This window comes from Cellulomonas triticagri (assembly GCF_003696205.1).
GTDB classification, from domain to species: domain Bacteria; phylum Actinomycetota; class Actinomycetes; order Actinomycetales; family Cellulomonadaceae; genus Cellulomonas; species Cellulomonas triticagri.
In genome coordinates this window covers 1-22,064 of the sequence record NZ_RFFI01000079.1, presented here as the reverse complement: position 1 = coordinate 22,064, position 22,064 = coordinate 1, and the positions used below count along the sequence as shown (strand labels likewise).

General features: G+C 74.5%; 12 protein-coding genes and 1 pseudogene. 7 read left to right on the top strand and 6 right to left on the bottom strand.

Annotated features, from left to right (window positions below; all coding sequences use genetic code 11):
- On the top strand, positions 1–1,047 hold a 1,047-nt coding region (locus EBM89_RS13875; RefSeq protein WP_233571742.1), incomplete at its 5' end, for an LCP family protein.
- Positions 1,048–1,178: 131 nt separating this feature from the next.
- Here EBM89_RS13875 and EBM89_RS22160 read toward each other — a convergent pair.
- The 3 genes and pseudogenes from EBM89_RS22160 to EBM89_RS13860 all read right to left on the bottom strand — a co-directional run.
- Positions 1,179–2,198: pseudogene (locus EBM89_RS22160) on the bottom strand (acyltransferase family protein); the annotation flags it as partial.
- A gap of 108 nt (positions 2,199–2,306) precedes the next feature.
- Positions 2,307–2,846: a 5-(carboxyamino)imidazole ribonucleotide mutase gene (purE, locus tag EBM89_RS13865; protein ID WP_122150013.1), complete on the bottom strand. Its 540-nt coding sequence runs from the start codon at positions 2,844–2,846 to the stop codon at positions 2,307–2,309.
- 55 nt (positions 2,847–2,901) lie between these two features.
- The gene (locus EBM89_RS13860) at positions 2,902–4,074 is read right to left on the bottom strand and encodes a 5-(carboxyamino)imidazole ribonucleotide synthase (RefSeq protein ID WP_122150012.1); all 1,173 of its coding nucleotides are present in this window, start codon (positions 4,072–4,074) and stop codon (positions 2,902–2,904) included.
- 90 nt (positions 4,075–4,164) lie between these two features.
- On the opposite strand from EBM89_RS13860, the gene EBM89_RS13855 reads away from it, so the two are divergent.
- The gene (locus EBM89_RS13855) at positions 4,165–4,758 is read left to right on the top strand and encodes a GtrA family protein (protein ID WP_122150011.1); all 594 of its coding nucleotides are present in this window, start codon (positions 4,165–4,167) and stop codon (positions 4,756–4,758) included.
- Between the two features lie 22 nt (positions 4,759–4,780).
- Here EBM89_RS13855 and EBM89_RS13850 read toward each other — a convergent pair whose 3' ends face one another.
- On the bottom strand, positions 4,781–12,460 hold the full coding sequence (locus EBM89_RS13850) for a VWD domain-containing protein (protein WP_147463557.1): 7,680 nt from the start codon (positions 12,458–12,460) through the stop codon (positions 4,781–4,783).
- Positions 12,461–12,639: 179 nt separating this feature from the next.
- On the opposite strand from EBM89_RS13850, the gene EBM89_RS13845 reads away from it, so the two are divergent.
- Positions 12,640–14,133, top strand: a complete 1,494-nt coding sequence (locus EBM89_RS13845; RefSeq protein ID WP_147463556.1) for a TolB family protein — start codon at positions 12,640–12,642, stop codon at positions 14,131–14,133.
- Positions 14,134–14,152: 19 nt separating this feature from the next.
- On the opposite strand, the gene EBM89_RS13840 is transcribed toward EBM89_RS13845, so the two are convergent.
- Complete coding sequence (locus EBM89_RS13840; RefSeq protein ID WP_122150008.1) at positions 14,153–15,481, bottom strand: sensor histidine kinase; 1,329 nt, start codon at positions 15,479–15,481, stop codon at positions 14,153–14,155.
- 3 nt (positions 15,482–15,484) lie between these two features.
- A complete protein-coding gene (locus tag EBM89_RS13835; protein WP_122150007.1) occupies positions 15,485–16,177 on the bottom strand; it encodes a response regulator transcription factor in 693 nt (230 codons plus the stop codon).
- Positions 16,178–16,344: 167 nt separating this feature from the next.
- On the opposite strand from EBM89_RS13835, the gene EBM89_RS13830 reads away from it, so the two are divergent.
- From EBM89_RS13830 to EBM89_RS13815, 4 genes are all read left to right on the top strand, one after another.
- Complete coding sequence (locus EBM89_RS13830; protein WP_122150016.1) at positions 16,345–17,607, top strand: sensor histidine kinase; 1,263 nt, start codon at positions 16,345–16,347, stop codon at positions 17,605–17,607.
- A gap of 10 nt (positions 17,608–17,617) precedes the next feature.
- Positions 17,618–18,331 carry a response regulator gene (locus tag EBM89_RS13825; RefSeq protein WP_122150006.1) on the top strand — a complete coding sequence of 238 codons (714 nt, stop codon included), beginning with the start codon at positions 17,618–17,620 and terminating at the stop codon, positions 18,329–18,331.
- Positions 18,332–18,452: 121 nt separating this feature from the next.
- On the top strand, positions 18,453–19,253 hold the full coding sequence (locus EBM89_RS13820; protein WP_122150005.1) for an ABC transporter ATP-binding protein: 801 nt from the start codon (positions 18,453–18,455) through the stop codon (positions 19,251–19,253).
- Position 19,254: 1 nt separating this feature from the next.
- Positions 19,255–21,873: an ABC transporter permease gene (locus EBM89_RS13815; RefSeq protein WP_122150004.1), complete on the top strand. Its 2,619-nt coding sequence runs from the start codon at positions 19,255–19,257 to the stop codon at positions 21,871–21,873.
- The last annotated feature ends 191 nt before the right edge of the window (positions 21,874–22,064 follow it).

Below are 22,064 nucleotides of genomic sequence, written 5' to 3'. Positions count from 1 at the left end.
CCCGGGGCCCCGGGCGCCCGCACCGGTGCCCCGCTGTCCGTCGGCGACGCCCCCGGAGCTCCCGCCCGGCCGGCCCGCCGCCGCCGTCGCGGCCGCGTGGTCGCCGGGGTGCTCGCCCTGCTCCTGCTCCTGGTCATCGCCTGGCCCGTCGGCCTGCTGATCTGGGCCAACGGGAAGATCCAGCACGTCGAGGCGCTCTCCGGCGCCGCGCCGACGCCCGGCACCACCTACCTGCTCGCCGGGTCGGACTCGCGCGAGGACGGCGTCATCGAGGACACCGAGACCGTCGGCGCCCGGACCGACACCATCCTGCTGCTGCAGGTCCCCGAGTCGGGTGCCCCGTCGCTGATCTCGCTGCCCCGGGACTCGTACGTGGAGATCCCGGGCAACGGCTCCAGCAAGCTCAACGCCGCGTTCTCGTGGGGCGGTGCGCCGCTCCTGGTGCAGACGGTCGAGCAGCTCAGCGGCCTGACGGTGGACCACTACGTCGAGGTCGGCTTCGGCGGCGTCGAGGAGATCGTCGACGCCCTGGGCGGCGTCGAGCTCTGCCTGGACGGCAGCACGGGCATCCAGTTCCCCGTAAACGAGCCGATGTCCGGTCTGATCTGGGACGCCCCGGGCTGCCGGACCGTCGACGGCGTGACGGCGCTGGCGTTCTCCCGGATGCGGTACGCCGACCCGTCCGGCGACATCGGCCGCGGCCTGCGGCAGCGTCAGCTGATCTCGGCGGTGGGCGACAAGGCCGCTGACCCGTCGGTGCTGCTCAAGCCCGCCACGCAGGTCGGGCTGATCGACAGCGGCCTCGGCGCGCTGACCGTCAGCGACGGCTCGAACATCCTCGACCTCGGCCGCCTGGCCCTGGCGTTCCGCTCCGCGACCGGCCCCGGCGGGGTCACCGGCACCCCGCCGATCGCCAACATGGACTACCGACCGGGCGGCGTGGGCTCCACGGTCCTGCTCGACCCGGACCAGGCACCGACGTTCTGGGCGGCGGTCCGCGACGGCACCCTCGAGCCGGGCGTGGTCGGCGGCGTCCCCGGTTCCTGAGCCGGACGCAGCCCTGCGCGCACCAGACCCGCGAGCCCGACGAACGCGTCCCGCAGTCGCTCGCACCCGCGCGTGGTGGCGCGGCGCAGCCGGGGTCCGAACGGCCGCTCGACGAACCGGTGCACCAGCCACGCGAGCACCAGCGAGAACGCGACGGCAGCGGTGAGCACCGCCCAGACCGGCAGCCGGTCGTGCAGCAGGTGCACGATCCACAGGCCCCAGTACTCGTGCGTGAGGTACAGCGGGTAGGTCAGCGCACCGACCCAGGTCAGCGCGGACCAGCGCCACCGGGCCACGGGGGTCAGCGTCACGAGCGCGACGAGCGCGACGCAGGCGAGCAGCGCCAGGACCAGCACGGCGGCGTCCGGGGCGACCACGGAGTTCGCGCCCAGCGACTCCATCCGCGCAGGCACCATGACCGCCGTCGCCGCCGCGGCGTTCGCCGCGACCAGCAGCCACGGCACCACGGCGTGCCCGCACCGGAACACCACGTACAGCGCCATCCCGGCGGCGAACAGCGGCGCGTACGGAGCGACCAGCCAGGTGACGGCGTCGGACCAGCCGAGCGCGCGGGCCCCGAGCGCGGCCGCGGGCCACAGCGCCGCGAACCACAGCACGCGGCGGCGGGTGATCCCGAACGCGGCGAAGACCGCGATCAGCAGGTAGAACCGCAGCTCGACCCAGAGCGTCCAGTACACGCCGTCGACGTGGCCGACGTCGACGAGGCTCTGCAGCAGCGTGAGGTTCACCAGCACCTGCCCGCCGGTGACCTCCTTGCCCTGCCAGACGAAGAGCAGCAGCGCCCCTGTCGCGAGCACGGCCACCCAGTACGCGGGGTACAGCCGACCGACGCGGGAGCCGATGATGTCCGGGACCGACCGGCCCCAGGCGGTCATGAGGATGACGAACCCGCTGATGACGAAGAACAGCTCCGGGCCGAGGGACGCGTACACCGCCCACGACGACACCGCGGGTGCGACCTCCGCGAGGTCCCGCCCCCACGCCGTCGTCTCCCGGGTCGTGAAGTGGTAGGCGAGCACGCCCAGCGCGGCGAGGAACCGCAGGCCGTCGAGGGCCGCGAGCCGCGCGACCCGAGCGGGGGCCGGGGTGGCGGTCGCGGCGGCGTCACGGGAGGGCGCGGTGGTCGTCACTCCCTCGACGCTAGGGGTGGCGCGGCGGTCCCGCCCGGCGAGCGCCGGGCGCCCCCGTCATCTCGACCGGACCTTCACACCGTGCCCGCCGGGCGCTGAGCGGGCGCGTCAGCCCCCGAACCCGACCCCCGGCCGCCGCCCGTCACCGTGCAGCGACCGCAGCCGCTCCCCCTTGGTGTCCGCCTGCGCGCGCAGGTCGTCCTGGAACGTGAGCATCTGCGCCGCGACCCGCCGGGCGAGGTCGTCGGTGCCGGAGCCGAGGATGCGCGCGGCCAGCAGCCCCGCGTTGCGCGCGCCCCCGATCGACACCGTCGCCACGGGGACCCCGGCGGGCATCTGCACGATCGACAGCAGCGAGTCCATCCCGTCGAGCCGGGCCAGCGGCACGGGCACCCCGATCACGGGCAGCGGCGTGACGGCGGCGAGCATCCCCGGCAGGTGGGCCGCTCCCCCGGCGCCCGCGACGAGCACCCGCAGGCCGCGCCCGGCGGCCTCGCGCCCGTAGGCGACCATCTTGTCGGGCTGCCGGTGCGCGGAGACGACGTCCACCTCGACGGGCACGTCGAACTCGGCGAGCGCCTGCGCGGCCGCCTCCATGACGGGCCAGTCCGAGTCGGAGCCCATGACGATGCCGACGATCGGGTCCATGCCTACCTCCGCGAGGGACGGGTCACCGGGCGGGACCGCCCGGTGTCGGGGGGGGTCAGTCGACGGTGTCGCCGCGCAGCACCGCCGCCGCGGCCAGCGCGCGGCGCCGCACGTCCGCGAGGTCGGTCCCGCTGACGGTGACGTGCCCGAGCTTGCGGCCCGGGCGCACGCCCTTGCCGTACAGGTGCACCTTGGCGCCGGGGTCGAGCGCGGCGACGTCCGCGAGGCCGTCGGTGAGCACCGCGCGGGTGCTGCCGAGGACGTTCGCCATCACGGTCCAGGGCTCGCGCGCCCGGGTCTCCCCGAGCGACAGGTCGAGGACCGCGCGCAGGTGCTGCTCGAACTGGCTGGTCACCGACCCGTCGATGGTCCAGTGCCCGGAGTTGTGGGGGCGCATCGCGAGCTCGTTGACGAGCACGCGCGGGGCCTCGCCGTCGGCGCCGCCCGGGACCTCGAACAGCTCGACCGCGAGCACGCCGGTGACGTCGAGACCCTCGGCGACGGCGCGGGCGACGCGCTCGGCCTCGGCGGCGGTGCGGGGGTCCAGGTCGGGCGCCGGCGCGACGACCTCGGCGCACACCCCGTCGCGCTGCACGGACTCGACGACGGGCCAGGTCCGGACCTCGCCCGACGGGCGGCGCGCGACCAGCACCGCGAGCTCGCGGGTGAACGGCACGCGCTCCTCGGCGAGCAGCGGCGCACCGGTCCCGGCGGCCGCGGCGTCCAGCCAGTCGGCGGCCTCGGCGGCGGAGCGCACGACCCGCACGCCCTTGCCGTCGTAGCCCCCGCGGGCGGTCTTGACGACGGCGCTGCCGTCCGGGGACCCGGCGAGGAACGCCGTGAGGTCGCCGGCGGAGTCGAGTGCCGCCCAGCGCGGGCACGGCAGGCCCAGCGCGGTCAGCCGGGTGCGCATGACGATCTTGTCCTGCGCGTGCACCAGGGCGTCCGGCCCGGGCCGCACGGCGACGCCGCGGTCCACGAGCTCGGTGAGCAGGCCGTTCGGCACGTGCTCGTGCTCGAACGTCAGCGCGTCCGCGCCGACGACCAGCGCCTCGACCGCGACGGGGTCGGACGCGACGCCCACCGGGGCGTCCACCACGACCTGCGCCGCCGACGACACCGCGTCCTCGACCAGCACCCGCAGGTGCACGCCGAGCGCCGTCGCCGCGGGCGCCATCATGCGGGCGAGCTGCCCGCCACCGACCACTGCCACCACGGGAGCTGCCACGACATCCGAGCCTAACGGACCCCGGCGCGACCACCGGCACCGGGACGTCCCGCACAGCAGCACCCCGGTCCGGAGAGATACCGTGACCCGGTGACTCCCTCCGGTGCGCCGGGCCTCACGGCCGCGCCGGGACCCGCCCCGCAGGCCCGTCCCGGACGCCTCAGCGCCACCCTCCGCGCCCGGCTCCTCGAGCTCGTGCGCTTCGGCTCCGTCGGGTCGGTGGCGTTCGTCGTCGACCTCGGCACGTACAACCTGCTGCGCTTCGGCCCCGTCGACCTGCTGCACGACAAGCCCCTGACGGCCCGCGTGATCGCGGTGCTGCTGGCGACGTTCGTGTCCTGGCTGGGCAGCCGGCACTGGACGTTCGCGGACCAGCGGACGCACCGCCGGGGTCGGGAGGCGGCGCTGTTCTTCGTGATCAACGCCGTCGCCACGGGGGTCACCCTGGGGACGCTGGCGTTCTCGCACTACGTGCTGGGATTCTCGGGCCCGTTCTCCGACAACGTCGCGAACGTCATCGGCATCGTCCTGGGGACCGCCCTGCGGTACGCGGGGTACAAGCTGTTCGTGTTCACCGGCACGGCCGCGCTGGCCGAGATCGGTCACGACGTCCGGACGCGCGCCGGAACGTCGGGCACCGTGCCGCACCCGCGGCAGACCGACGACCACCGCACGCCCGGCTGAGCCGCCCGACGGCGAGCCCGGGTCAGGGGGCTGTCACCGGAGCGAGGGTGAGCGCCCCCGCGTCGTAGGTGTGCGACCGGTTCTGGGTCGCGGACCACCGCTCGGATGCTGCCACGACCAGCGTGTACTCCCCGGGAGGAAGCGGGCGGTAGGTCCGGGCGTAGCTCCACGCCGGCAGCTCACGGACCTCCACCGGATCGACCACCACGCCGTCCGGCCCGACGAGCACGCCGGCGACCACATCCAGAGCGCTGAGCCGGGACTGCCACTCCAGCACTCCGGGTTCGGCGAGCGTGAACCGGAAGGCGTCGCGCGACAACCGCGTCTCCAGGATCCCGGCGCCCGGACCTGCGCCGCCGAGCATCGACGCGCCCGCACCGTCGACCACCACGTCGTACCGGGCCTCGTCCGGCTCGACGTAGAGCCGCAGCCAGTAGCTCCCGGAGTCCCGCTGCCCGGGAGCCCAGACGCGAAGCCGGTACTCACCAGCGGGCAGCACCTGGTCGAACCGCACCTGCTCCTCCTTCAGCGCCGACGGGAGCATCGACCACTCCGCCCCACCCAGCACGTGTCCCTTGCTGTCGAGGACCTGCCACGCCAGCGCGCGGGAGGACGAGACGCCGACCGGCAGACCGGAGACCACGTCGACGAGCACGCGCGAGTCCTCAGCCACCGTGAACACGTACTCGTCCTCCGAGACTCGGGTCTCCAGATGACCCGCGCCCGGGGCGGGGACGTCCCGAGACACCTCCACGACTCCCGCGCCCAGGTCGACTTCGACGACCTGGACCGCATCGATCAGGTGCAGTGTGCCCGGGTCGTACACCTGGTTCGCGCAGGTCGCGCCCGGGCGGCTGTCCGCGGGCCAGGCGAGCGCCAGCGTGTACTCCCCCGCGGGGAGGTCGTCGAACCGACTGGTCCTGCGCAGTGGTCCCTGTTCGACCACTCCCCGCCCGTCGGAGAGCGTGAACTCGACGGTCGTGGAGTCCCAGAGCGTGAACCACGCGAGGTCGGTCTGCTCGCTCAGCGAGAACACGAACTCGTCGCGGGACAGCCTCGTCTCGAGCGCTCCCGCTCCAGCGCCCGCCTCGGCCAGCCGGAGAGGACCATCGGCAGCCTCGAGGGCCACCTCGAACCGCTGGGGCTCGGGTTCGAGATAGACCTGGATCTGGTAGGCGCCGGAGCGCTGGTGCCCCGGCGACCACACCCGCAGCCGGTAGTCACCGGCCGTGAGCTCGTGGTCGAACCACAGCTGCTCCGCGGTCAGGTCACCGAACCGGCCCGTCCACTCGCTGCCCCCGAGCTCGTCCCCTGCACCGTCGAGAACCTGCCACCCGAGGGCCGCGGACGACGCCGCGCCGAGTCCGGCGACCACGTCCACGAGCACGCGCGCGTCCTCCGGGACGGCGAGCACGTACTCGTCCACGGCGTAGACGTTCTCCAGCACGCCCGCGCCGGGTCCGAGGACCCCCGCTTCGAGCGACACCGGTCCGGACGCGAGGTCGACGTCGAAGACCTGCGCGTCCGGCACGAGCAGCAGCGTCCCCGGGGTGTAGCGGTACGCCTGCTGCTGCGTCGCGGGCCAGCGGCTGGACGCCTCGAGCACGAGCGCGTACTCCCCGGCGGGGAGCCGGTCGAACCGTCGCGCCCGCTGACCCGCGAACGGCTGCGCGGTGCTCCCGGGGAGATACGTCGCGCCGTCCGCCGCCACCAACGCCCAGTCGAGCGGGTGCGTCTCGGTGATCGTCGAGTCCCACACGAGGTCCGCGGCCTCGGGCAGCGTGAACCGGTACACGTCCCGGGACAGCCGGGTCTCCAGGACTCCCACCCCCCGACCGGCTGCCGCGAGCACGACCGGCGCCCGGTCGTCGACCTCGACCTCGTCCACCTCGTCGCCCGGAGGCAGGTAGATCCGCAGCGAGTACGCACCCGCGTAGCGCTGGTCGGGCGACCAGACCCGCAACCGGAACGTGTCGGCGTCCAGCACCTCGTCGAAGCGGTTCTGGTCGGGTGTCACGCGTCCGGCCGCCGTCGTCCACTCACTCGTCCCCCGCGTGGTTCCCGTGGCGTCCTGGACCTCCCACCCCAGCGTCCGCGAGCTCCCCGCCGGGATGCCGGCGACCACGTCCACGAGCACCCGCGAGCGTTCGGGCACCGTGACCAGGTACTCGTCCACCGACGCCCGCGACTCGAGGGTGCCCGCGCCGGGCGCCGGCGTGCCGGGCCCGACCTCGACGATCCCCACGGCGAGGTCCACCTCGAAGGTCTCGGTCGCCCGCATCGCCAGCAGCGTGCCCGGGGCGTAGGTCACCCGGCCGCTCACCGCCCACAGCGGCGGCGCGTCGGGCGCATACCGCACGCTCAGGACGTAGTCGCCCGCCGGCAGGTCGTCGAACACCCGCACACCCTGCAGGGGGTCCGTCCCGACCACGCCGTCGGGTCCAGCGAGGGTGAACTCGAGGTGCGGGCTGGTCGTCACCTGCTCCCAGACCAGGTCCCCGGGCTCGGTCAACGTGAACCGGAACTCGTCGCGTGCGACTCGGGACTCGAGCACGCCGGCGCCCGGACCGGCGTCCGCGAGACGCGTCGCCACGGGCCCGCCGACGGCGACCTCGAACACCTGGTCGACGGGGTCGACGGTCAGCTGCATCTCGTACTCGCCCGCGCGGTGCTGCTCGGGGGACCACACCCGCAGCCGGTACTCCCCCGCGGCCAGCACCTCGTCGAACCGCACCTGCTCCGCCGTGAGGTCCGCCGGGCGACCGGTCCACTCGCTGCCCCCCAGCACCTCGCCGTCGGCACCCAGCACCTGCCAGCCGAGCGTCCAGGACGTGGAGAAGGCGACCCCGCGGAGCACGTCGACCAGCACCCGCGACTCGTGCGTCACGGAGAACGCGTACTCGTCCACCGAGAACGCGGTCTCGAGCGCTCCCGCACCCGGGCTGACGGTCGACAGCAGCACCGGTCCGTCGGCGGCGTCGACCTCGAACGTCTGCGGGCCCGGCCTCACCAGCAGCGTCCCCGGAGCGTAGGTGTACGCCTGGGTCAGCGCCACCGGCCAGCGATCGGACGCCTCGAGGACGAGGGCGTACTCCCCGGCGGGCAGCGCGGCGAAGTGCCGCTCGGCCAGCGCGGTGGGCGTGCCGCGGACCTCGTCCGGCGGCACGGTGCGGCCCTGCGCGTCGAGCAGCGTCCCCCGCACCGGGTGCTCGGGCTCCAGCCCGGAGGCCCAGACCAGGTCAGCCGGTTCCGCCAGCGCGAACCGGAACACGTCCCGGGACAGCCGGGTCTCGAGAACCCCGGCACCGGGACCGGCGGCGGCGAGCGCGACCGGTGTCCGGTCGTCCACCGCCACCTCGTGGACCTCGTCGGCCGGCTGCGTGTAGATCCGGAGCCGGTAGGTCCCGGCGTAGCGCTGGTCCGGCGACCACACCCGCAACCGGTACTCACCCGCGGCGAGGACCTCGTCGAACCGGACCTGCTCCGCGCGCAACGCCGATCTCGATCCCCGCCACTCGCTGCCGGCGACCGGGCTGCCGTCCCCGTCGAGCACCTCCCAGCCGAGGGTCTGCTGGGACGAGGCCGCCGGGATCCCGGACACGACATCCACCAGCACCCGCGTCTCGTCCTGCACCGCGAACACGTACTCGTCCACCGAGACCAGCGACTCCAGGTGCCCCGCTCCTGGCTCAGGAGCCCCCGGGGACACCTCGACCACGCCCGCGCCGAGGTCCACCGCGAACACCTCGGTCGTGTGCAGGGCCCGCAACGATCCGCCGCCGTACCCCAGCGGCCACGGGTTCCAGGCTGTGGGTGCGTCCGGCGAGGTGGCCAGTGTCAGTGTGTAGTCCCCCGCGGGCAGCTCCCCGAACCGGCTCAGCGCCCGCACCGGCCCCTGCTCGACGGTGCCGTGCCGGTCGGCGAGCGTGAACTCCAGGGCGAGCTGAGCGGCGACGCCGTCCCAGACCAGGTCAGCGGGCTCAGCGAGCGAGAACCGGAAGACGTCGCGGGACAGGCGCGTCTCGAGCACCCCGGCACCGGCACCCGTGTCCGCCAGGCGCACAGCGGCCGACGGATCGAGCGCCACGTCGAACACCTGCTCGTCAGGCTCGACGTACAGCAGCAGCCGGTACGAACCCGCGTGCTGCTGACCGGGGGACCAGACCCGCAGCCGGTACTCCCCCGCGTCCAGGACCCGGTCGAACCGCGCCCACTCCTCGGGCTGGTCGGCCGGGCGGCCGGTCCACGCCGCGCCGCCGACAGCTGCCCCCTCGCTGTCCTGGACCTGCCACCCGAGTGTCTGAGCGGAGTACGCCGCGACGCCCGAGAGCACGTCCATGAGCACCCGCGCCCTCTCGGGAACCGTGAAGACGTACTCGTCCACCGCGTAGGCGGTCTCCAACGTCCCGGACCCCGGTCCCTGGGCACCCGCGACGAGGGCCACCGGCCCGTTCTCGAGGTCGACCTGGAAGACCTGCGTCGCGGGCACGAGCTGCAGGGTGCCGGGCTGGTAGCTCGTGGCTCGGACCTGCGTCGGCGCCCAGCCCGCGGACGCCTCGAAGCCCAGCGTGTACACCCCCGGCGGCAGGGCGCCGAACCGCCGCGTCATCTCCTCGTGCTCGTCCGGGTCGACCTCGGCACCGTCCGCTCCACGCAGCGTGCCCGAGACGCTCCCGGCCGTCGAGGTGCTCGACTCCCACACCAGATCCGCCGTCTCGGCGAGGGCGAACTGGAACACGTCCTGCGACAGCCGTGTCTCCAGCACCGCCGCCCCGGGTCCGGCCGTGCGCAGGTCGGTGGTGCCGGTGTCGTCGACCACGACGTCGAACACCTCCGGCGCGGGCTCCGTGTAGAGCCGCAGCTGGTAGGTCCCCGCCCGACGTTCCCCCGGTGACCACACGCGCAGCCGGTGCTCGCCGGCGCGCAGCACCTCGTCGAACCGCACCTGCTCGACGGTGCGCAGCCGGTTGTCCCACTCGCTCCCCCCGAGGACGCGACCCTCGGGATCACGGATCTCCCACCCCAGCGCCTGCTGGGAGCTGCTCGACGCCAGGCCGGCAGCGACCTCCATGAGCACGCGGGTGCCGTCCGGCACGGAGAACTCGTACTCGTCCACCGACACCCGCGACTCCAGGTGCCCCGCACCCGGCGCCGGCGCGCCCGGGCCGACCTCCACGATGCCGTCGCCCAGGCCCACCGCGAACACCTGCGGGGGCACGTGGCGGACCCGCAGGACGAGGTCGTCGACCGCGAACCCCTGGGAGGCGGGCGCGCTGAGGCCGACCGCACCGAGGTCGGCTGCGAACCGGGTCGCGAAGTGCGGGACCGTGATCGACACCCGCGAGCTGCGGTACGGCGTCCCGGTCGACAGCAGCCCGTCGTGCACGTCCTCGCGCGGCAGCACCCGCGGTGGCGCTCCCTCGACCGTCAGCTGGACGGTCTCCTCGCCCAGCCAGCCGGCGCCGAGCGTGATCAGGTCGAACTCGAGGGTGATCTCGTCGTGCACCGGGAGGTCGGAGACGTAGAACCGGTACTTCTCGGTCCCGGTGAACGGGCCGGCGAACGTCGTGGTGACGGCGTCGTGCGCGACCCGCACCGGTTCGAGGTTGATCGGCAGCGCGGACTCGAAGTCGACCTCGATCGCGCCGGTGGGATCGTCGAACCCGACCTCGTCCCGACCGATCCCGGGATGGCGGACGTCGGCGAGCGCAGCGGCGAACGCCCAGTTCCCCGTCGCCAGCATGTCCAGCTCGCAGTTGCTGAACGCCGGTCCCGGCAGCACGTCCATGCTCGCGCAGAACTCCGCAGCCGCCATCTGCTCGTCCTCGGCGAAGTCACCGCGCGTGACCAGCGTCTTCGGGTGCGTCCGGTCGGTGAACGACTCCGTCGACCGCCCGTCGGCGTAGGTGAACAACGACTCGTCGGACGTCACGCGCCAGCTGTCCGCGTACAGGTCGTGCAGCACCTGCGCGTCGACGTCCGGCCGGAGCTGGCGCCCGTCCCGCAGCCGGAGGTCGTCGTACGGGTCACCGTTCGCGTCGCCGAGGAGCCCCGCGACCCCCTCTCGGGCGTGCTGCGTGAGCACGAGCGCCATGGCGCCGCCCGCGGCGTTCGTCGTCCAGGACAGCGTCGAGAACCCGCCGATCCCGTCGGGCCACGCCACGAGCACGTCGGCCTTCCGGGTCATGACCACGAGGTCCGTGTCCGTGATGAACGTGTCACCCACCGACCGCAGCGTCGTGGTCCCGTCCACGAGGGCGCTCCGGTCGCGCCGCAGCTCGACGGTGCGGCCGCCCACGGACAGGGCGAGCGCGGTCGGCACCGACACCGCGTCCGTCCACGCCTCGAACCGCGCCTGGACGGCGACGCCCTGCTCGGAGTTCTCCACGAACACGAACTCGCCGACCGACTGCAGGTCGTAGTTCAGCCCGTCGAAGGTGATCAGGTGCGGGTCACCGACCACCTGGGCGGGCACGCTCCCCTGACCACCCCCCTCGTCGGAGTCGGAGTCGGAGTCGGAGCCGAGCAGCTGCTCCACCTCCTCCTCGCTCAGCAGGCCCTGGCGCAGCGCCTCCTGCAGCGCCCACCAGAACCACGCCGCCGACATGATCTCCGCGCGCGAGGACATGCTCAGGCAGCTCGCCCCGACCTTGCCGACCGACCCGTCCCCGATGGTGCGCGGCACCACCCGGTCCAGGGTCAGGCACAGCTTGACCTGGTTGGGGTAGTCGAGCGGACGCCGGTTGGCCGCCCCGCGGGCCATCGCCTCCCGCAGCGCCTTGGACACACCGACGAGGCGGTCGATCTCGTGGGTCACCTCGGGCGCCGTCAGCGTCCCGCTCGGCGGGTCCGCCTGCGGGTCGAACGTCGACGAGCCGACCTCGGTCCGCTCCAGCTCGAGGTAGCGCTCCTGCGCCTCCTCGGCCTCCCGCTGGGACTCGTCCGAGCAGCGACGGGCCTCGGACGGGGTGACCACGACGATGCCGGGCACCGGGGCGGCGACCTGGTACCGGATCGTGCGCGCGGACCCGTCCCGGCACTGCTCGACCTCGATCTCGAACTCGTCGGCGTACCCCGCCGGGCCGCGCTGGGCTCCGCCCCAGCCGTAGTGCGTGCGGAAGCCCTCGACGTACCGGTCGACCTGGGCCAGCGGGGACCCGAAGGAGCCCGACGCGACTTCCCCGGCCGACATGTTCCACGTCCCCTTGACCTCCCACACCCGCACCGGGTTCGTCGCGGAGGGGGTGCCGACGGGATCGAGGTGCAGCACGTCGGCCCGGCCGGTGGGCGAGCCGGGGACGTGCGTCTCCCACTGGACGGCCGGGGTCACGCCCTTCCTGACGTCATACGAACCGCGCTTCCCGTCGAGCGCGAGGACGAGCCGAGCCTGCGCGATCCGCTCGGCCTGCACCCGCGATCCGTTCGTGCACACCCGCCGGTCGTACCGCGTCTCCCTCGCGACCGTGCGGAAGCACAGGTCCGTGAGGCCGTAGCCGCGTGTGCTCACGTCCACGGTGCCGTTGATGCACGCCCGGTGCCGGTGAAGCGCCGGCGCGACCTGCGCGCACACGTCGGGCGACGCGACGTCCTGCGGGACCGTGACGGGAGCAGCCGACGCCTGTGCTGGCCCCGCCCCGATCACGGGTGCGACGAGCGCCAGCACGACGGCGACGGCGATCCGGACGAGCACCCCACGCGACACGACACACCCACCCCGCACTGGACGACAGTGGGCGCGACATTAGCGCAGAATAGGCACCACTCATTGCCCGCACAGCCGCGCAGCCGCAATGTCCCAGATGTCCCGAACATTCCCCTTGAACACGAGGAACAATGCCTGACAACACCCCGCTGCAGCGCGCGAAATTCGCACTCGACCCCGTGGAGCGCACTCGCGGCGAGCACGCCCTGACCGTCGACCACTACGAGTACGGCCGGTGCGGGTGGGACCGCGAGCGCGGCACCCTCGTCCCGCTTCCCGGGCTTCGGGGCGTCGGCTACTTCTCCACCCGCATGGTGTTCGGGGGTAGCAGCATCGTCTTCCCCGAGCGCGTACGCCTACCGCTGGAGAAGGGCAGGCCGTTGCGCATCTGGCGACACGACCTGGTGAGCGGGGAGTCAGCGAGCCTGACGTTCACCCCCCATGGCAACGGCTTCGACCCGGCGGTCACGGCGACCCCAGCCCCGGACGGCCAGCGGGTCACGGTGTGTGACGACTACCCGAAGGAGGACCGGCCGCGCGACGAGCACCACACCTACTTCGGGGACCTCACGGTGCTGGCCTTCGACGGCGCACCACCCCGGGTGATCGGCACCAGCCCGGGGTGGAGACCCGAGTGGTCGCCCGACGGACGCCACCTCATCGCGGGCCACAACGACTGGCCCCGCGAACTCGGCTCCCGACCGCCCATCGTCACGACGCGGGTGCTCGACCCCCACGACGGGACCGTGCAGCACACCGTCGAGGACGCCTCTCCCGCCACCGGCGACGCCCGCTACTGGAGCCCCGACTCCCGCCGCATCTTGCTCTACCGCGAGGGCTACCACGAGAAGACCCTGCCGTTCGGCTTCTACGACCTCCACGAGCGCACGACCCACTGGTTCGACCCCGCCCTGATGGACCTCGCCCGCCTCAACCCGCCCCAGCTGCCCATGCTGCTCGGCTACGCCGGCACCGAGCACCTGCTCTGGCACTCCCAGAAGGGCCGCACCTGCCGGGTGCACTCCCTGCACATCCCCACCGGGCGCACCGACGTCGTCCTGCAGACCACCGGCCCGGACCCCTACGCCTACGTCCAGCTCACCCCCATGCCCGTCGGCTGGTGGGACCTGCCGACCGGCCCGGCCACCGCCGTGCATCCCTCGACCCCGGCCACGTCGCCGGACCCGGCACCCGGCCCCGTCCTCGACGAGGACCAGGCCATGACCCTGCTCACCGACCCCGACGCCTGGCACGCCGCCCTCCAGGCCGTCGCCGACGACACCGCCGGCCCGACCGGCCCGCGCATCATCCTCACCCCGTGGACCCTGCGTCGCCGCACCCCGCAGCCCGGCACGTGCCTGACCGACCCCACCCTGGTCGTCACCGGCGCCCCCGACGACGCCGTCCACCGCGCCCTGACCGCAGCCGCCCTCCGGTTCGCCCTGGTCGACGAGCGGGGCACCGAGCACACCGACCCCGGCGACGCCGACAGCGACGAGACCTTCACGCCCTCGTACGTCTCCGACGTCACCACCACCGGCGACCACCACGCCGTGCGCATCGACCTCGGCGGCACGGACTACCCCCTGCTCACCCTCGCCCTGATCCGCACCCTCACCGACGCACTCGCTCGTGAGCGCGTGACCGAGGCGACGATCAGCTCAGCCGGCTGACGCGGAGCGGTGGCGGCGTTCAGCCCCGTCGCCGCCGCACCCGCTCCGACCGCGGCGAGATGATCGACCCCCGCGGCAGCACCACGTCGGGCGCCATGGCCGCGGGCACCCCGGTGAGGAACAGCGCGAACACCGCGGGCCTCCGCTGCGCGAGCTCGAGCCGCGCCCCGTCGGCGGACGCGAGGTCCCGCGCGAGGGCGAGGCCGAGCCCCGTGCCCTTGCCGGAGGTGACCTCGCGCTCGAAGATCCGCGGCGCGAGGTCGTCGGGGACGCCGTCGCCCTCGTCGGCGACCTCCACCACGACGGCCTTGGACGCGCCGGGCCGGGACCGCACGGTGGTGGTGCCGCCGCCGTGCCGCAGCGAGTTCTCGATGAGCGTGGCGAGGACCTGCGCGAGCGCGCCGGGGGTGGCGAGCACCTGGGTGGCGGGCGAGACGTCCACGACGAGGCGGCGGCCCTCGGCCTCGAAGGTCGGGCGCCACTCCTCCTCCTGCTGGTGCACGACGTCGACCAGCCGGATCGCCTCGGTGGTGCCGCCCTGCGCGCGCCGCGACCGGGTGAGCAGGTCGTCGACGACGGTGACGAGACGCTCGACCTGCTCCAGCGAGATGCGGGCCTCCTCGCGGACGGCGTCGTCGTCCGAGGCGAGCATGATCTCCTCGAGCCGCATGCTGAGCGCCGTGAGCGGGGTGCGGAGCTGGTGCGAGGCGTCGGACGCGAACTGCCGCTCGGCGGCGAGGCGCCCGGCCATCCGGTCGGCGCTGCGCGCGAGCTCGGCGGCGACGAGGTCGATCTCCTCGACGCCGGACGGTTCGAGCTGCGGGCGCACTTGGCCGGAGCCGAGCTGCTCGGCGGACGCGGCGAGGTAGACCAGCGGCGCGGTGAGGCGGTTGGCCTGCCAGATGGCCATGCCGATCCCGGCGGCGAAGGCGACGAGCGCCGCGGCGACGACGAGCCCCATGATCTGCGCGGACAGCAGGAACACGTCCCACCACGGGGCGTACATGGTGATGCGCGCGCCGGTCGCGGACGTCTCGGTGATCGTGACGGTGCGGTCGGGGACCTCGGGGCCGGCCTGGAACCGCGCGCCGCTCTCCGTGACCACGAAGACGCTGACGGCGATGCCGCCGCCGCGCTCGACGTACGGCTCCAGCACCCGGTCGGACAGCGGCTGGTTCTCCTGGACGCGGCTGTCGATCTGCCGCGCCAGGTCGGAGGCGCGCGTCTGCAGGGACGCGATCTCGTTGTCCCGGACGTACTGCGCGCCCAGGAACGCCAGGGGGAACCCGAGGAGCACCACCGCCACGGTGACGGCCGCGATGGTGGCCTGCAGGACACGGCGGCGCACGGGTCAGCCCCGGGTGCCCTCGCCGGACTCGAAGCGGAAGCCCATCCCCCGCACCGTGCTGATGTAGCGCGGCGAGCTCGCGTCGTCGCCGAGCTTGCGGCGCAGCCACGACACGTGCATGTCCAGCGTCTTGGTCGAGCCGGTCGGGTCGGAGCCCCACACCTCGCGCATGAGGGTCTCGCGCGCCACGACGGTGCCCGCGGCGGCGACGAGCACGCGCAGCAGGTCGAACTCCTTGGCGGTGAGGTGCAGCTCGCGCTCGCCCTGGAACGCGCGGTGCGCGGCGACGTCGACGCGGACGTCCTGGCCGCGCAGCTCGTCCTCGTCGGGGGTGTCGCCGCCGGTGCGCCGCAGCAGCGCCCGCACGCGGGCCAGCAGCTCGGCGAGCCGGAACGGCTTCGTCACGTAGTCGTCGGCGCCGGCGTCCAGCCCGACGACGAGGTCCACCTCGTCCGCGCGAGCGGTCAGGACGAGCACCGGCGTGGTCAGCCCCTGGTTGCGGATGGCCCGCGCGACGTCGAGGCCGTCCATGTCCGGCAGGCCGAGGTCGAGCACGACGAGGTCGGCCTCGCTGGCGCGGTCGATGGCTCCCTGCCCGGTGCCCTGCACCTGGACGTCGTAGCCCTCGCGTCCGAGCGCCCGCGCGAGAGGCTCGGCGATCGCGGGGTCGTCCTCCGCCAGCAGCACCTGGGTCATTGCGCCATGCTAGGTCACGAAACGGTCTGGCACACGGCACACGCGGGTATCCGTCCGGTCGTGTCCCGTCCACGGTCCCCTGGTCCCCCCGGAGGTGGACCTGGGTGGGACCTCCGTCCTCCCCCGGGGCCACGCCCCCGGCCGCCCGCCCCACCTACGCTGGCGCGATGACGTGGTGGGAGCGCCTGCAGGCGTGGGAGGAGCGGCACCAGTTCGGGATCGACGCGAGCCTGACCGCGGCGACCGGGGTGGTCGCCGTCCCGCTCGGCGTCGGTGTCGCCGTGAGCGGGTGGGGCACGAGCACCGGCCTCGCCGTCGTCCTGGGCGTCGCGCTGTGGGCGCCGCTCGCCTGGCGCCGACGCAACCCCGTCGCGTCGGCCGTCACCGTCTACGCCGCCGGGCTGCTGCACATCCTGCTCGGTGCCCCGACGATGATGCCCGCCGACCTCGCCGTGCTCGTCGCGCTGTACTCGGTGACGGTGCACGGGCCGCGCTGGTCGCACTGGACCGCCATCGTCTCCGCGGTCGTCGGGTCGTTCGTGCAGGCCACGGCGCTCGTGCTGCTGACCGTCTGGTACGGCGGGCGGGCGGAGCTCGTCGCGCTGACGATCTCGCTCGCGGTGTTCTGCTGCGCGTGCGCGGTGGCGACCTGGGCGTTCGGGCTGATGCGCCGCGCCCGGCGCGAGACGATCGCGACGCTGCGGGACCGTGCCCTGCGCCTGGAGGTCGAGCGCGACCAGCAGGCCCGGATCGCCACGTCGGCCGAGCGCACCCGCATCGCCCGCGAGATGCACGACATCGTCGCCCACTCGCTGTCCGTGATCATCGCGCAGGCCGACGGCGGGCGGTACGCCGCGGCCGCCGACCCCGACGCCGCGACACGGGCCCTCGGCACGGTCGCCGAGACGGGCCGCGCGGCGCTGGCCGACATGCGCCGCCTGCTCGGCGTGCTGCGCGAGCCGGACGGTGCCGCTCCGGAGGGCGCCCCGGCGTCGGCCCCGGCCGCGCCGTTCACGCCGCAGCCCGGCGAGCACGACCTGGAGCAGCTCGTCGATCAGGTCCGGGGCTCGGGTGTGCGGGCGTCCCTGGTCCGGATGGGGACCGCGCGCCCCCTGCCGCCCGGCATCGGCCTGACCGTCTACCGGATCTGCCAGGAGGCGCTGACGAACGTGCTCAAGCACGCGGGGCCCGACCCGACCGTCACCGTCCTGGTGCAGTGGAAGGCGTCGTCGCTGACCCTGGAGGTCGCGGACGACGGGCGCGGCGCCTCCGCGGGCTCGGACGGCCTCGGGCAGGGCCTGCTGGGGATGCGGGAGCGCGCCACCATGGTCGGCGGGACGCTGACCGTCGGACCGCGGCCGGGCGGCGGGTTCCGCGTCCGCACCGAGCTGCCGCTGCCCCCGGGCGTCGCACCCCAGCCGCAGCCCTAGGCTGGCGGGCATGACCGAGACGATCCGCGTCGGCGTGGTGGACGACCAGCAGCTGGTCCGGGCGGGCTTCCGGCTCGTCATCGACTCCCAGCCCGACCTCGAGGTGGTGCTGGAGGCCGGTGACGGCACCCAGGCCGTGCAGGCGCTCACCCCCGGCACCGGCCAGGCGCGGGTGCTCGGGCCCGTCGACGTCGTCCTCATGGACGTCCGCATGCCCGGCCTCGACGGCCTCGCCGCGACCGAGCGCATCGTCGCCGCGGGGACTCCCGAGCACCCGGCACCGCGCATCATCGTGCTGACGACGTTCGACCTCGACGAGTACGTGATGTCCGCGATCCGGGCGGGCGCGAGCGGCTTCCTGCTGAAGGACGCCCCGCCGGAGGACATGCTCGCCGCGATCCGCACCGTGCACCGCGGCGACGCCGTCATCGCCCCCTCTTCCACGCGCCGGCTGCTGGAGCACCTGGTCACCGCCCTGCCCGCCGAGCAGCAGGCGGGCGGCGCCGCGCTGGAGTCGCTGGCCGCGCTGACCGAGCGCGAGCGCGAGGTCCTGGTGCTCATGGCCCGGGGCCGGTCCAACACCGAGATCGGCGAGGACCTGTTCGTCGCCGAGGCGACCGTCAAGACGCACGTCGGACGCATCCTGGCGAAGCTCGGCGCGCGCGACCGGGTGCAGGCCGTCGTCGTGGCGTACGAGACGGGCCTCGTCGTCCCGGGGACCTGACCCCCGACCCGTCCGTCGTACCGGGGGATGACACGAGGACCGGGCCCCGGGTGGACGACGCCGCACCCCCGCGCTCCGTAGCGTCGAGGACACCAGCCCGTCGACCACGAGGAGCACAGCCGTGGACCCGTTCACCCCTGCCGGAGGACCCGGCGCCCACCCCAGCACCGCACCGGCCGTCCGGGCGCGCGGCCTGACCAAGGTCTACGGGCGCGGCGAGGCCGAGGTCCGGGCGCTGGCCGGCGTCGACGTGGACTTCGCCGCGGGCGAGTTCACCGCGATCATGGGCCCGTCGGGCTCCGGCAAGTCCACGCTCATGCACCTGCTGGCAGGGCTCGACGCCGCGAGCGCGGGGTCGGCGTACCTCGGCGGCACCGACGTCACCACGCTGGACGACGACGCCCTGACCCGGCTGCGTCGCGACCGCGTCGGCTTCGTCTTCCAGTCGTTCAACCTGCTGCCGATGTTCACCGCGGAGCAGAACATCCTGCTGCCGCTGGAGCTCGCCGGGGCGAAGGCCGACCGGGCGTGGTTCGACACCCTGGTGAGCACCCTGGGCCTCGGGCAGCGGCTCGACCACCGGCCCTCCGAGCTGTCCGGCGGCCAGCAGCAGCGCGTCGCCATCGCCCGGGCCCTGATCGCCAAGCCCGAGGTCGTCTTCGCCGACGAGCCCACCGGCAACCTGGACTCCCGGTCGGGCGCCGAGGTGCTGAGCTTCCTGCGCCGCTCCGTCCGCGAGCTCGGCCGCACCATCATCATGGTCACGCACGACCCCACGGCCGCCGCCTACGCCGACCGCGTGGTGCTGCTCGCCGACGGCCGGATCGCGGGCGACATCGTCGACCCCACCCCCGAGGCCGTGCTCACGGGCCTGGACGCCCTGCGCCAGCTCGAGGTCACCGACGCCCCGGCAGGTGCCTGACATGTGGCGGCTCACCCTGGCGCAGATGCGCCGCAGCATCGGCCGCCTGACGGCCGCGGGCGTGGCCGTGGCCATCGGCACCGCGTTCGTCGCGGCGACCCTGCTCTCCGGTGCGGTGATGCAGCGGATCTCCTACGACTCCGTCACCGCCCAGTTCGGTGACGCCGACCTGGTCGCCGTCACCGACGGCGCGATCTCCGACGCCCAGCTCGAGGCGGTGCGCGCCGAGCCCGGCGTCGCCGCCGCGGACCCGGTCGTCACCGTCCCGTACGTGTCGCTGTCCTCGAGCACGAAGCAGATCACCCAGACCGTCATCCCGGTCGCCAGCGACCCGTCGTTCGAGACCCAGCACGTCACCTCCGGGGCGCTGCCCACCGCGGACGGCGAGATCGCGCTGCCCGAGCGCGCCGCCGAGCGGCTGGAGGTCGGGCTCGGCGACACGGTGACCGTCGCCTACTCCGCGTGGGCCGAGGACCCGGCGGAGCCCGGGGACGACACCGCCGGGACCTGGGTGCAGCGCACCGAGGACGTCACCGTCGCCGCCCTGACCACCGACCCCACCTCCGCGTGGGCGCAGTACGACGGCGTCGCCCAGGCCACTACCGCGGACACCCTCGCCTGGTACGGCACGGGCACCCCGGACCCGACGATCTCCGACCTCGCGGTGTCGCAGCTGCTCGTCGCGGTCGCACCCGGCGCCGACACCGCGACCGTCACCGACGCGGTGCAGGGCGTGCTCGACGCCGACGGTGCCACCGTCTCGGTCAGCACCCGCGACGCCGCCGCCGAGCGGATGATCTCCGGCGACGGCACCGCGCCCGTCCTGGTCGTCGTGCTGTCGTTCGCCGCCGTGGCGCTCCTGGTCGCCGGGCTGGTCATCGCGAACACGTTCCAGGTGCTGGTCGCGCAGCGGACCCGCACCCTCGCGCTGCTGCGCTGCGTCGGTGCCGTCCGCTCCCAGGTGCGCCGCTCCGTGCTGCTGGAGGCGACGCTGCTGGGCGTCGTCGCCTCCGTCGCGGGCCTGGTCCTCGGCGGCGTCCTCGTGCAGGCCGCGCTGCTCGTCATGCAGGGCGCCGACCTGCCGTTCCCGGTGCCGTCCGCGATCCGGCCGACCGTCGCGTCCGTCGTCGCCCCGCTCGCCGTGGGCGTGCTCGTCACCGTCGGTGCGGCGCTCACGCCGGCCCGCATCGCGACCCGGGTCGCCCCGATCGCCGCGCTGCGCCCCAGCGACACCCCGGCCGTCGGCAGCCGCGCCGGCCGCGTCCGGCTCGCGCTCAGCCTGCTCCTCGTGATCGGCGGCGTCCTCGGCCTCGCGGGCGGCGTCGCCCTCGCGCAGACCGCCGACCTCCTCGCCGCGGTCGGCCTCGCCATCCTCGGCGGTGCCGCCTCGTTCATCGGGCTGCTGGTCAGCGCGGTGTTCTGGATGCCGAAGGTGGTCGCGGGCGTCGGCAGGCTCGCCGGTCGCGCCGGCATGCCCGCCCGGCTCGCCGCCGCGAACACCGGCCGCAACCCGGCGCGCACCGCCGCGACCAGCACCGCGCTGCTCATCGGCGTCACGCTCGTCGCGATGATGAGCACCGGCGCCGTGACCGCGCGCGCCACCCTCGGCGGCGAGCTCGACGCCCGGTTCCCCGTCGACCTGCAGGTCAGCACCTCCACCACCGTCGCGTCCGACGGATCGAGCGTCAGCGAGCCCCTGCCCGCCGGCCTCGTCACCGACCTCGCGGCCGTCGACGGCGTCGTCGCCGCGGAGCCGCTCGCGACCGAGCTCGTCGCCCTGCGCGGCAGCACGACCACCGCCGTCGCGCTCACCCCGGCGCAGGCCACCACGCTGCTGCGGAACCCGGACGTCGCGGAGGCCGTCGCCGACGGCACCGTCGTCGTGCCGGACAGCATGGCGCGGGCCTACGGCATCGAGGACGGTGACAGCCTCGCCGTCGCCCGTGGTGACGAGATGACGGGCGAGCCGCTCGACGGGGCCTCCAGCACCGACCTCACCGCGACCGTCGTGCCCCTGGACGACTGGACCGTCCTGGTCACCCCCGGCACCCTGGACGCGCTCGGCTCCGAGGGCGTCCGCAGCACCGCGTGGCTGCGGCTCGCCGACGCCGACGACGCCGGCTCGGTGCTCACCACCGTGCAGGACCTCACCGCCGACAGCACCGTCGACCTGCGCGGTGCCGCCCTGGAGCGCGCGCTCTACGAGCGGGCCATCGACACCATGCTCGCCGTCGTGGTCGGCCTGCTCGCCGTCGCCGTCGTCATCGCGCTGATCGGCGTCACCAACACCCTGTCCCTGTCGGTCATCGAGCGACGCCGCGAGTCGGCGACCCTGCGCGCCGTCGGCCTCACCCGGCGGCAGCTGCGGGCCAGCATGGCCGTCGAGGGCACCCTGATCGCCGGGGTCGGGGCCGTCGTGGGCGTGCTGCTCGGGGTCGCGTACGGCTGGCTCGGCTCCGCGGCCGTGCTGTCCGGCCTCGCGGACCTCGAGCTCCGGGTCCCGTGGGCCGACCTCGGCATCGTGCTCGGGGTCGCGCTCGTCGCGGGGGTGCTCGCCTCGGTGCTCCCGGGGCGCAGCGCGGCACGCACTCCCCCGGTGGCGGCGCTCGCCGTCGACTGACGGGCAGGACCGGCGGGGCCGGGCGGGTGGGCGACCACCGGCCCGGCCCCGTCCGTCGTCCCCGGGGGGGGGGCAGGACGCGGGCGGGACCTGGCACGCGGGGCGTCATGCCGTGGGTGCACCGGTGGCGGCCGCGCGGCGGCGGACCGGCCGGGGCCACGGGCGAGGTGCGCGCATCGGCGAGCAGCGGG